Source organism: Methylicorpusculum oleiharenae (assembly GCF_009828925.2).
Classification (GTDB): domain Bacteria; phylum Pseudomonadota; class Gammaproteobacteria; order Methylococcales; family Methylomonadaceae; genus Methylicorpusculum; species Methylicorpusculum oleiharenae.
Map to the genome: position 1 here is coordinate 3,695,809 of NZ_WUTY02000001.1, position 12,243 is coordinate 3,708,051.

General features: G+C 45.7%; 12 protein-coding genes. 6 read left to right on the forward strand and 6 right to left on the reverse strand.

Annotation, left to right across the window (positions count from 1 at the left end; all coding sequences use genetic code 11):
• Positions 1 to 19: 19 nt before the first annotated feature.
• The 6 genes from GO003_RS16685 to GO003_RS16710 all read right to left on the reverse strand — a co-directional run bounded on the left by GO003_RS16685 (position 20) and on the right by GO003_RS16710 (position 7,615).
• Positions 20 to 3,142, reverse strand: coding sequence for an SNF2-related protein (locus GO003_RS16685; protein ID WP_159654216.1), 3,123 nt, complete (start codon positions 3,140 to 3,142; stop codon positions 20 to 22).
• On the reverse strand, positions 3,142 to 4,014 hold the full coding sequence (locus tag GO003_RS16690; protein WP_159654214.1) for a hypothetical protein: 873 nt from the start codon (positions 4,012 to 4,014) through the stop codon (positions 3,142 to 3,144). Before GO003_RS16690 ends, GO003_RS16685 begins: the two co-directional genes overlap by 1 nt.
• 133 nt (positions 4,015 to 4,147) lie before the next feature.
• Positions 4,148 to 4,585 carry a hypothetical protein gene (locus GO003_RS16695; protein WP_159654212.1) on the reverse strand — a complete coding sequence of 146 codons (438 nt, stop codon included), beginning with the start codon at positions 4,583 to 4,585 and terminating at the stop codon, positions 4,148 to 4,150.
• A 272-nt stretch (positions 4,586 to 4,857) separates the two neighbouring features.
• Positions 4,858 to 5,241 carry a hypothetical protein gene (locus GO003_RS16700; RefSeq protein ID WP_159654210.1) on the reverse strand — a complete coding sequence of 128 codons (384 nt, stop codon included), beginning with the start codon at positions 5,239 to 5,241 and terminating at the stop codon, positions 4,858 to 4,860.
• Positions 5,241 to 5,951, reverse strand: coding sequence for a hypothetical protein (locus tag GO003_RS16705; RefSeq protein ID WP_159654208.1), 711 nt, complete (start codon positions 5,949 to 5,951; stop codon positions 5,241 to 5,243). Before GO003_RS16705 ends, GO003_RS16700 begins: the two co-directional genes overlap by 1 nt.
• Positions 5,952 to 6,526: 575 nt before the next feature.
• Positions 6,527 to 7,615, reverse strand: coding sequence for a replication protein (locus GO003_RS16710; RefSeq protein WP_159654206.1), 1,089 nt, complete (start codon positions 7,613 to 7,615; stop codon positions 6,527 to 6,529).
• 380 nt (positions 7,616 to 7,995) lie between these two features.
• Between GO003_RS16710 and GO003_RS16715 the strand changes: the two genes are divergently transcribed.
• From GO003_RS16715 to GO003_RS16740, 6 genes are all read left to right on the forward strand, one after another.
• Positions 7,996 to 8,136, forward strand: coding sequence for a hypothetical protein (locus tag GO003_RS16715; RefSeq protein ID WP_159654204.1), 141 nt, complete (start codon positions 7,996 to 7,998; stop codon positions 8,134 to 8,136).
• Positions 8,137 to 8,211: 75 nt separating this feature from the next.
• The gene (gene ssb / locus GO003_RS16720; protein ID WP_159654202.1) at positions 8,212 to 8,637 is read left to right on the forward strand and encodes a single-stranded DNA-binding protein; all 426 of its coding nucleotides are present in this window, start codon (positions 8,212 to 8,214) and stop codon (positions 8,635 to 8,637) included.
• A gap of 123 nt (positions 8,638 to 8,760) precedes the next feature.
• Positions 8,761 to 9,738, forward strand: coding sequence for a phage recombination protein Bet (gene bet, locus GO003_RS16725; RefSeq protein ID WP_159654200.1), 978 nt, complete (start codon positions 8,761 to 8,763; stop codon positions 9,736 to 9,738).
• A gap of 474 nt (positions 9,739 to 10,212) precedes the next feature.
• On the forward strand, positions 10,213 to 11,265 hold the full coding sequence (locus GO003_RS16730) for a YqaJ viral recombinase family nuclease (protein ID WP_159654198.1): 1,053 nt from the start codon (positions 10,213 to 10,215) through the stop codon (positions 11,263 to 11,265).
• An 88-nt stretch (positions 11,266 to 11,353) separates the two neighbouring features.
• Positions 11,354 to 11,710, forward strand: a complete 357-nt coding sequence (locus tag GO003_RS16735) for a hypothetical protein (RefSeq protein ID WP_159654196.1) — start codon at positions 11,354 to 11,356, stop codon at positions 11,708 to 11,710.
• Between the two features lie 73 nt (positions 11,711 to 11,783).
• On the forward strand, positions 11,784 to 12,227 hold the full coding sequence (locus GO003_RS16740) for a hypothetical protein (protein WP_159654194.1): 444 nt from the start codon (positions 11,784 to 11,786) through the stop codon (positions 12,225 to 12,227).
• The last annotated feature ends 16 nt before the right edge of the window (positions 12,228 to 12,243 follow it).

Consider the following 12,243-nt stretch of genomic DNA (forward strand, 5'->3'; position numbering starts at 1 on the left):
TTGATGATTTGTTGGTTTTTTACGCAGCCTTTTTTCGGAGAAAATCCAGTTTTTCTTTCAACTCGGGGATAGAGTTGATGAAACGATACACAAACGCATCAAAATGCACGAAACCTTCATCGTCGGCTTGTTCGCCATAGTCCAGGCCTGCTTCACTGGCCAGGGTTTTCCATTTGATCAACTGCCCCATGTATTCGTCGATCGAGCCTTTCAGATGCAGAAAATGACAGGACACTTCGCTTTTTTGCTGTGGACGGATTAGTCGATAAATAGCCTGGAATTCTTCCCGCGATTTGTAGGATCGATTGTAGAAAATCACCGAATTGAGCATCGGCAGATTCAAGCCGTCTTGTGTCACGCCGAGGCTGGCCAGCATGACTTGATCACTTCCGTTGCGGATACGCTCATTCAGCTTTGCCGTCCGTTTCGCAATGGTGTCCTCGCCGGTGAAAACCAGGTTTATGATATTTCGTTTTCTCAACTCTTCAGAGAGACGCCGCAATACCACGGGGTTTTTCGCAAATACGATCGGTCTTAGTCCCTTGTTGATTTCGCTTTCGATCAGGTCAAGACAAACCTTTTCCTTACTGGTCAGGGATTGAAACCCTCGACCGTAGCCACTAACCGCGCTGGGCACATTCGCCGCCTTGAAACAGGCTTCAAGCCTAGCCAGGATCATCGTCAAGTTAAGCGCCTTGCCTTCCTCGCCGCGCTCTTTGGCATATTGCTTGTACCAATTGGCGAACTCTTCCGCAGTTTTCACATAGAGCAGCAAATGATCCATTTTCCAATCGACTTCAATCGGATCGCATAAGGTAGGTACCGGGAATTTTACATAGCGACTGACGGCCGGTTCCTGCTGGACACGGCGTTTGATCATCGGTGCCACCCATGCCCTGTAATCCTGAAGAAATGCAGGCTTGATCTTGGGTACTTCCCGTTTTGCCCCGCGTTCGTGGTTATCTAAAAATTCATTCGTTGCCCATTCCAGGGTCACGTAACGACGGGTAAACTCATCCCGGCCTGTTGGCTGGAATTCGGCGCTTTTGAACAGCCGCTTTTCAATGAAGCCGCCATTCATCGAGTATGGTTGATAAGCCCTTTCTTGACCGGCCACAAAAGCCGCCAGATTTTGCATTTCGCGGGGATAGTTAGGGCTCGGCGTACCGTCCAGGATATACCGGCGTTTAGCACCCAGCGCCCATACTGCGCGAGTCTGCTGAGAAAAATGATTGGCCAGCAAACCACCTTCATCGCACAGCACGTTTTTTATTTTCTTACGCAGAAATTTAGCCAATGTCAGTTTGGGAAACCGCGGATCGATGGCCATTTTCAGTCGTTCGTAACTGATGATATTGACCTTGCCGAGCTGTTTGGTATCACTCAAGGTTTTGATCACCTTGTAATCCGTGACGCCAAGCGATTTCAATTCATTGGCCATTTCTGGCACCAACCTCGATTTCAACACCAACAGCGATTTTCCATTGAGAAGTAGAGCGAGCGATAACGCGAGCCTGGATTTACCCAAAGCCATTTGCCAGCCACAAATGGCCCCATTGGGCTTAAACGCCAACTCGCAAAGATCTTCGAGCTGATAGTCCCAGGTCAGCCACTGGTCGATCCCAAGTAGCGTGGCCTTTGCTTTTAAGCGGTCTATCTCCTTTGGAAAACAGTTCTTGATTGGCGGGTAAATATCCTCCCAGTAACCGGCGTCAACAACCGTCTTCTCTGGGGTGAACAACGCGAAAAATGTGTCGTGGTCACAGGCAAATTCACCGCGTCCGGTTTGGACAATAAATCCAGCATCAACCCGTTTGGCCATGACAGTTTCATTTTTCGATATCGCTGCCCCTTTTTGCGTCCGGTTGATCAAGGCCATCTTGTTTGCCGTTGCTTTAAATTCCGGTGTGCCTTTCCGAAAAACCGTGCGTCCGAATGGAATCCCCATTTTTTTATTTTCAACAACGATCGATTTAATGCCGTCGATCAGTTGGCGATTGACGACTAGTTCACCACCAGCCGACCGGATGACATTGCACACTGAATTTAACGCCTTAAAAGGATCGTCCTGCATGCTGATGGCATCCAGATTCAATTGGAATTGCCCTGCATAACGCGTCTTCGCTGGGTACTTATGCAGGTGATCGGAATACAAGCGGGATCGATAAAGCGCATTCTTCACGCGGCCTTCTGTGGCGCCGTCGAAGAAATCCAATTTTATCCAGCGACCAGCTCTTTTCAGAATAACCGTATTATCACCGGTCGCCTCCGTGGCAATCACAGGCTTTGATTCCTCAATGCCTATGACGCTAATAGGATTCCTGCTATGCCCCAGTTCATCTACCGAACGGCAGCTCAGTTGAAACAGTGTTGGCGGTATCAAGCTTTCGTTGATCGAGCCAGTTTTGATTCGGATGCTTTCCGGCGCATTGGCCGCTGGGCCTTGAAGCTTTCGACCGAACACCATTAAAACGGTGTTGACCGACTCGACATTTTCTTCTTTGAATGCGTTGCTTGGCAGATCAAATATTGCTCGCAACCTGCCAGCCATGACGGGCGATTGCTTCACTATCGCTTGGGTCGATGCCGGTACGACAGCCGCCACAATATCGCTATGGTTTAAGGCTTGCGCCAAGGCGTATTCGTGAGACACGGCCGACGTGTTAGGGCCGTATTTCCCGTAATGGGTAACGCCAGGGTAAGCATTGAGGAATGGACTCGATAGCGGAATAGAGAACGGTGGATTGATGAGCGCCGCACTGAATTTAATCAATTCGACCGATTCCATACCGGCATGAACCAAGTCGAACATATACCCGTTTCCGTCAAGGATTTCAGAGACCGTTTCAACCAACTGACCGTCGACATCCAGGCCGCACAAATGATACCGCTTGGGATCGGCATAGCGAAACATGCCGGCACTACCGACGCTGTTATCCAGCAGCCGGTACCGGCCTTCATCGCGATCGAATGCAGGCGATATAACCTGCCAAATAAAACGAACCAACCAATCGGGTGTGAAGAATTGCGATAGGGTTTCCTTACGTTTTTCATGCAAAGATGCCAGGGAGCCTGACTTTGACGCAGTGCTGCCTTTAGACTGAACCTGATCGAGTTCTGCAGGGAGATAGCGCGTTAGCATTATGCAGCCTCCTGCAGTCCTGTTTTCTCGATAATCCTATCCGCGGCATCTGCCTCGCCGTTGATCATCAGGAAAGCAATCAATGCATCGAACGCTTGAACACTGAATCGGTACTCGTGTTTATCTTTGAAGCAGAGGATTTCAAGGTGCCCCCCTTTGCCAAAAACCGTCCTGGAAGCGATTTTTTCCCGAGACCAACTGAGATCCTTGAGCGCCGAAATGTACTCGCTGATAGCAACACCGAATGACATCCCAGATTCCTTTTCTAGGATGCCAAATGCATCCAGTAAGGCGGTCAGTTCATTTACTTTAGAATAGGCATCGTGGTAACCAATCGACCAGGTTTGGCAAATGACGCGTCCTGCCTTTTTGTAAGGCTCGTAATATCCCCGCTCGCACTTCAAATTCAAGCGATCGATGATTTTACATGCCAGCATATTGAGGCCTTTTTCCTCCAGGCTTTCGACTTGTTCACCAATCGAATCAGCAATCGCATCAAAATTTACTTCGGACAAATAGGCTTCAATCAGCGCCTTGTCTGCTTCCAGGTCTCCATCAGCATGCGACCAAAACTGTTCGGCGAAACTTTCCCGGCGGCTTCGTCTTGATATAACCTTATACAGACCAGAATCCAACGAAACCCTTGCCGGCGTCCCATTGGAATATTGGCTACTTAGTTTCGCGCAGAGATTTTCAAGATAGCTCTCGGCAATTGCTTCAAAGCATTCGCCGATATAAAGCCTGTAATCCCTGACGGAAATACCCAGGTCAGATAAGAACTGCGCGTGCTTGATTAACTCATGGCGCGATTCCACCATTTCAAGCAGGCGAGATTGAATAGTTGATTTGATTGATTCGACGGTAATAGTCATTTCGGCTTCCTGTTTTTGTGTTTTGAAAACACGTTAAAACAGGTTGCCGGTAATGCAACACATTAAAACAAGTACAAATAACCAGCGCACGCGCGGGAAAGACCTCCGACATATAGTTACAAGGACCATGAAACTATACTGCCGGCTGTGTTTTTTGCATTCGTGACCATTCAACGATTAGTTGGAACAAATTGGCATAACGCTCCAATTGCAGTAGTTCTGCATCGTTAGGCGGATTTTGATAGTCCTGATAAAGCGCAAAAATCCCCAGCGTCTCCTCGCGGTTATTCTTGACAGGGTATGACCAACACGATTTGAAGCCAACTCCTTTGGCCGACATTTCCATCTTTCTTTCAAGAAAACCGACAATGTTATCGTTTGCTCCGGAAGCAAATTCTTCATGAAACATCGGGCATAGCATTGATTCGGGATAAGCAGCCGGTGCTTTTTCAAAAATCTGAAAACGACACTCGGAGTCTTCATGGATCCTTTCGATGTCTCGACAAAGGCAGTCAATCAACACACTTAAAGGTTTCTCTTTGTTTAGAAGCTCGACAATGCGGCCATGCATCTCAAGCTCTTTGTTTCCAAGCACGCAAGGTAATTGTTCACAACATCCCATACCTTAGAACTAAAATAATTCGTCGAAAAATTTATCGATTTTTTGGCTCAGTTTTTCTTTTCCGAAAAAAATGAGGGTGGCCGCACCAAAACAGACCAGCAAAAACATTGAGCCCGCGAGAAAAACCAGCATGGAACAACCGATCAGAACAATAAGCTCAAAATTCGTAGAGAACTAACGATTTTTTGAGAAGCATGAGAGTCCTGGATTTGTTTGGGTAACTAGGAGTTTTCTAACTCACTCGTCGATTCGTTTGCGACCGGCAATGACGAATCTAACGAGCTTCGAATGACCGCTTCAGGAATCCTGAGTGCCGCCATATTTTCAACGTCGTCTTCAGTAATCTCTGGGGAATGCGGAAAAACCACCGCGGCATGCGCAAGCAACAAGACCGTAAAAGCCGACATCTCGCCCAATAACATGAGTTTGACTAACCCATCAATGCCGTTAAATACTCCAATGCCCAAGGGTATGAGTCCGAAAACCATCAAGATTGCAGAACCAATGAACATAGTTTTGTGCATTCCATAACGTATTCCGGCATCTCGGAAGGCTCTAGTTGCTCGCAATGTGATGACTGTTTCTTTACGCCTGTAAATTTCCATTACCTTGCTTCCTGCATTGGTTTTTCGTTTTTTTCCTTCTCGATGACGAAATCGCAATCGAAGGACAATGGTCTCGACGCTGCTTTCTCGCACAGGCATTCGTCTGCTTTCATGTTGCCTTTTTCTTCGTTGGTCACTTTGTACAGCCATTCCTCGTCCAATGACCGAAGGCATATCGTAATGCCATCGCACCGGCATTTTTCGAAAACCGCCAAAGTTTTCTCTTTCTCCGCTTCAAGCTCTTCTTTTTCTTCCCGGTCGATTCTTTCCCAGACTTCCTGGTAGTCAACATCGGCCCCACTAAGATCGACAAGTATATTGTTTCCATCGCGCACTTGAGCAAGCATCAATCGGTTCATGCAAGCTGAAATGATTTTTTCTGAAGCCTGATCTTGATCCCATTTTTGGTTTGTTAAGGCGGCGTAGTCCGTTCTCAACGGATTGAACAGCTCCCTTAACTCAACATCGTTGACACCATCATGCATATAATAGTTAGCTAATGCGTTGATAACGCAATCCACCATATCTGAGAGCCGGATGTGATTAACATACGCGCCTGAATACAAGGCCAGGGCAAAGCGGACATTGTCTTTATGCGAAAACTCAGGATCAGCTACCGCAACTTTCTTTGCAGCCAGCCAAAAAAGGCGGCCTAGTTCGCTTGGTTTATAAGGGATGTTGTTTAAGGATGAGGCGTCGTTCGATTGCATTTCAGATTCTCCTGATTGTGTCTGGGTGATGCTACAAGGAGAATTTGATTTGTATCGGGGTGAAAGGCGCTGTTTTTCTGCTTCTTTCGAGCAATCGGTTGCCTAAGCACGATAACTGGGGCGCCCGTCGGCACGGTCAACCGCCAGGATGTTTAAGAAATTGTGAGATTTTTTCATTAATTATGAGATCCGACAGACAATGACGGCAGGGATAATTTTTGGATAAAAATAAGGTTAAAAGGATAATAGCAAAAAAATTGAATTTTTATTCATAGAAATCATTGTCTTATATTTTAAGCCCGTACCCTATACCTACCGAGCAACCAAAAGTTATCCACAGATTTAGCCAAAATCAGACTTAAATTTGATCGGGTGTACCCTATACCTACCGCATTTTTTAATACCTGTACCCTATACCTACCGCATTTTTTGATGTCCGTACCCTATACCTACCGACAACTTTTTCAAAAAATGCCTACTTTCCCAACCATTGAACCCCTCCGTACCCTATTCCTACCAAGGGTCGTACTCTATACCTACCGAAAAGCGCGAGAACCCGTACCTTATACCTACCGCTATTTTTCCAACAATCGGTTCAGGTTTGCATTTGCCTGTTTGGATTCACTCGAAAATTTTCCCGCAGGATAGAGGGTGTAAATAACATCTTCGGTTTGGCCTCTTTTCCCAAGAATCTTGGCTTCTTCGAATGGGATTAGATTTTCTTGGCCATCAATGCTCAAAAGTTTCGGTTCCAAAATCCCTTTATACGCTAGCTCAGTTAGCGCTTTGCGCACGTATTGCATCGCTTTTCGATGGTTCCCGAAACTCTCAAGCAAGCCGCTGTCACGTTTGATGGTGCTGTACCGGATCTCAAATTTTTGGCCTCTTCCTGCGTAGGTAAATTTGGCTATAAGGTATTTGTGAAGCCATCGAGTGAGCTGCGTATCATGCGACATCATTAATTCGTAATTGAACTGCCGGTAATCAATGGCCTTTAGGGCTTTTGTGATGAGTGGATGGAATTCAACATACCATCGCGCATGCGGGTCTTCTTCGATATCAAAACGAGAAACGGATGACAAACGGCTAAAATAATTACTTACATCGTAAATCTTGGTTTTGTTGTTATTCGCCGTAATCTCTATCGAACTGCGGGCCAGGATTCGTAGACTTAGCACTATTTCTTGGTAGGACCGCGCATGCCCTCTGTTTTTCAGTTCTTTTCTAAGCTGATAAATTGAAAAATTAACGCCATACCTAGGAGTCGACTCGTCGTAATACCCGTGGTTTTGTATAGTGGCGATCTTTCGAAGGGCTGCCTCAATCAATTCTTCGTTTGCCCCAGGGTAATATTCAGTTACAAGGCCGTTCTCCAATATCCTTGCCGGCTGAATTTCGATCCTGATTTTGCCCCCTTTGTACAGACAATCCCTTATCAATAACTGAGGAAAATTTCCTTCCTTCCTCATCTTGTGCGCCCATTGCCTTGAGACGGAATAAAGGGGCAGGCAATCCCATAGTGGAATCGCATTGGAAAGCTTTTCTCGCTGCTCATCTCCGTTGCACAAAAAGGTCTGAAATAGATCAATTTGTTTGCAGATGTAAGCATCTTGATCTGGTGGCTCGAATTTGGTTTCTTTTTCAGGTTTATCGGGTGAAGTCATGACCAATCCGGTTGGCTCTATCATGCACCCAATACTATTTACATTTCCGAAAACGCAACGGGGTGAAAGACGCGAAAAAAACGCCCCTTTTGCCTTGCCACCACTGAAAGACGCGCTAAAACAGGCGTCTTTCGAATGAAAAAACATTGACGGTATTTGGCATACTGCCGGTACCGTCTTTCCAGAACGCTTGGCTTGAGTATTGTGGAAAGACGGATTTTTGTAGTTCTCTAAGAGGACTCAAAAGCAAGTGCCAGTTCAGCACTCTAAATAAAGCAACCAGTTAAACGCTTCGGCGTGATTTTTACTTTACCCACTGGGGAAACATCTTCTCCCCAGTATGGGCGTTGGTGTTTCCCTTTTCTTTTAGGAGAAGCACTATGAGAACGTTCATTGTAATTGCTGTATTTTTGTACGGCATCGGAACCGCATTGTCTGCAGCCAAGGATTCCTTGGATACAGGCAAATCCTTGCTTGCGAACCGGCATGCTCAAATCGAAGCCGTTTTGGCTTCTAACTAAACCCTTTGGGAGATCTTTCACTCCCTGCGGGTGTATTGGTCTTCTTTTTAATTTTTTTCCTTTAGGAGATTCAACATGTACAACAAATCTACAATCATCGGCCGTTTAGGAACTGATCCAGAAGTTCGTTTTACTCAAGATCAAAAGGCGATTGCCAATTTGAGAGTGGCTACTACGGAGACCTGGAAAGATCGCCAATCGGGTGAGCGTAAAGAAAAAACGGAATGGCATCGTGTCGTTCTGTTTGGAAAACTTGCTGAAATTGCTCGTGATCACCTTAAAAAAGGTGCCCTCGTTTTGTTTGAAGGTCCATTACGCACACGTAAATGGCAAGATAAAGATGGTAAAGATCAGCACACCACTGAGCTTCACGCTGAAGAAATGAAGATGCTTGGTTCTAAATCAGGCTCTAATTCTTCCTCTGGCTCATCTGCATCAGCCTCTCAATCAGCCGATTATCCGTCTAACAATTATGACGATTTCGATGATATTGATTTTTGATGTTAATAATGGCGTTGCTCCGTCATTTTGAGCTTCGCTAATTCTTAGCTTTTCCCTTTGGGACACCATTTGTCCCTTGGGGCTCTTGGTGTTCCTTTTAAATTTATTTTTTGGAGAAACACCATGACTGCTAATGCTAAAAATCAATCCAATACCCTGGTAAAAAAATTCGCCGATAAATTCAATTTTCCGGACGAAAAAAAATTGATCGACACCTTGAAGGCCACTGCTTTCAAGATCAAAGATGGCGTGGTGACTGATGAACAGATGTCTGCTCTTTTGATCGTTGCCGATCAGTACGGTTTAAATCCGTTCACCAAAGAGATATTTGCTTATCCAGATAAGCAGAATGGCATCGTACCCGTTGTATCTGTTGACGGCTGGTCTCGTATCATCAATCAACATTCCGATATGGATGGGCTTGAATTCGTTTATTCAGACGAAGTCATCACCGATTTGCCTGACGCAAAACCTTGTTCTTCTTGGATTGAATGTGTGATCTATCGTAAAGGTCGATCCCATCCCGTTCGAGTCAAAGAGTTCTTGGATGAGGTTTATCGGCCGCCATTTGAAGGTACCAGTAAAAACAACGGTTCTCCCTACAAAGTCAGCGGCCCATGGCAATCTCATACCAAGCGTATGTTGCGTCATAAGTCCTTGATTCAGTGCTCACGTATTGCATTTGGCTTCGTCGGTATTTACGACCAGGATGAAGCTGAGCGCATCATTGAAGGCCAGGCAGAAGTCGTCATTGATTCTGTCGTATCTCAAGAGCCCAGTGACAATGCCAAACGCATTCTTCCAAAGCTTGTTAAAAGAGCGACCGAAAATGCTTCATGGCAAGCGGCGCTTGATTATGCCGGCGAAAACTTTTTCGGCATCGATTTGAATTTCATTACGCAGGAACTCAATAAGGCCAAAGCTGCTGCTGAAGTCGCATTACCTTCTGCTAAAAATGAAGCCAAATCACCTCAATCAAGTGCAACCGCACCTGTCCATGAGGAATCCGCTCTTAATGAGGCTGCTACCCAAGCTGCACCGGGAGCAACTGTCAATAACAAGCCGCACAGACAGCATTTGTCTGAAGCTCGAAACTCTTAAGGCTAATTTGTCTGCTTTCGTTCAACCCTAATGGACATCATTTATGCCCATTTTGGGGATTCTGGTGCCTCAACTTTATTTGGAGAGTCATCATGATCAGAAACTTAATTTTGGCAGTATTCGGCTATTTCTCTGTCGCAATCCTTTTGCTGGCAGGCATGCTTGGAAACAAATTTGCACTGAACTCTGGAATGACATGTTCCGAGTCTTGATGCAGTAATTTTCCATTTTTTTTCACCCACATGGGCGTCCTTGATGCCCAATGGGGTCTCGTGACGCCCTTTATTTTTCCTATTTGGAGGCCGTTATGAGTTCTATCGTTTTAAATTCGCTTTTTTATTCTCGTGATTACAGTGAATACGACAAGCCAACGTTTTTGCGTAAACACGGAAGTGTATTCCGGGAAAGATTCTGGAAACCCATTTACCAGCCACGCAAAAGCCGCTTTACTCGTATTCATTCCGGGGATCTCCAATGAAAATTGTGGACATTCCCCAGAGAACACCCGAATGGCATCAATGGCGAAACTTAGGTGTTTCAGCTTCTGAAGCCGATATTGTTCTTGGGTTAAGTCCATACAAGACACGGTATCGGCTTTATGCTGAAAAGAAGGGACTTATCCTCCCTGATAATCTCGATCGAAATCCGCACGTTCAGCGCGGTATTCGATTAGAACCGGTTGCCAGGCGTGCATTTGAAGGTCGTCACAACACGATGCTGTTACCCGTGTGTGCCGAATCCGATGGCTATCCGTTCATCCGGGCATCGTTTGATGGTATTGACGACAACGGTATTCCTGTTGAAATCAAGGCGCCAACGGAGAAAAATTTTCGTGACGCTCAATCTTCAGAGGATCAAGAGGCTTTTTTATCTGAAGAAGACTTTCGCGATGTTCAACAAAATCGGACTGAATCCAAACTTTACAAGCGCTATTACTTTCAGATTCAGCAGCAGATATTGGTTGCCAATTCTGACCGAGCTTGGCTTTCGCTCTATCTCAACGAGCGCGAGTATCTGGACGTTCCGATCCCTCGTGATGACGCGATCATCAACACGATCATTTTCGAAGCAAGAAAGTTCTGGGAATGCTTAAAAACCAATATGCCTCCTGAAAGAGATCCAGACCGAGATATTTTTATTCCCTCTGGTTTGCAACTTGATCAATGGAATGCATTGGCATCTTCATACCACCATGCCGAGGAAATGATTTTGGACTACAAGTCGAAAATCAAAGCGTTCGAACAAGAGCAGTCTCACGTTGAAAGCAGTATTTTGCAATTGATGGGAGATTTCGCTCATGCTGAAAGCGCTGGACTTCGTGTCAGTCGCTATCTACAGCAAGGCAGTATTGATTACAGGGCTGCCCTGAAATCTTTGGTTCCTGATCATGATCCTGTTCTTTTGGAACAATTCAGGAAAGCGCCAACCGAGCGATCGCGATTTACGCTCAAAGAGGAAGATAAGGCTTCTGTGCCGTATTCCATAGAAGACATTATGTCTTCAGTCAAAGACGATTTTTGGTTTTAACGACCCAAGAATCACGCCTGTTAACCCACCGGGGAACACTGTCCCCGCCTGGGTGCATGTGTTCCTCACCTTTTTTTGGAGGTGCACCATGCGCAAAACCTACCTCAAAGGCCACGATCGCACGTTCAATCTCGATTGGATTGACGATAAATGGCTTTGGTTATATGAACCAGAACCCATCATCGAGGAACTTCCCTCCTGGTCCGAACTAGACATTTTGCATATTTGCGAATGTCTTTTAGAGGATTCCTTACGGAATTTGTTTGATGGTCGATGCTCGTTGGAAACCGCTGTTGAAATATACAAGTGGATGACCGACATCAAAGATCCAAACCCTTTCAGCTTTATCAACTGTTGCAAGTTGACTGGCCTCGATCCTGAACAAGTTCGCGACTCGATTATCTTTCGGCTGCAAAAAACGCGTCGATTGAGTCTTTTACATTAACCCACATGGGGGGACATCTTTTCCTCATTTGGAGGCATTGGTGTTTCCTCATTTTTCATTTTGGAGAAACACCATGTCTGATTCAAAAAAATTTGCAGTCACTTACACCATCGACTATCAACACCGTGTTGTTGTCGGTGTTACCGCTTCAGATCAGAGCACTGCTATTCAAATTGCCAGCAATGCCTTTGATGAAGGTGTGATTTGGGATGATACGTCCGAGATGCCGTTGCTGTTCGATGACTATGAGGAAGTTGAAGGTGAAACCCTGGAATTTACCGCTGAAGAAATTCAGTCGTTTCCAGAGCCTGATTCTTCCGTCAAACAACTAAATGCCAATCAGTTCGCCTTTTATTGCGCACAGGCATTGTTAACCGGCGAAATGGATTCTGCCTTTGAGTTTGCGAAAAAGGCTTTGCCTCAGTTAGCTGCATCTCAACCGGAAGAATCTATTTGGAGCGTTAAAATGTTAAAAAGCGTGCAAAACTTTCCAGGGTCCTGGGGAAAAGAGCGTTGAAAAGTTTCCACCCCAG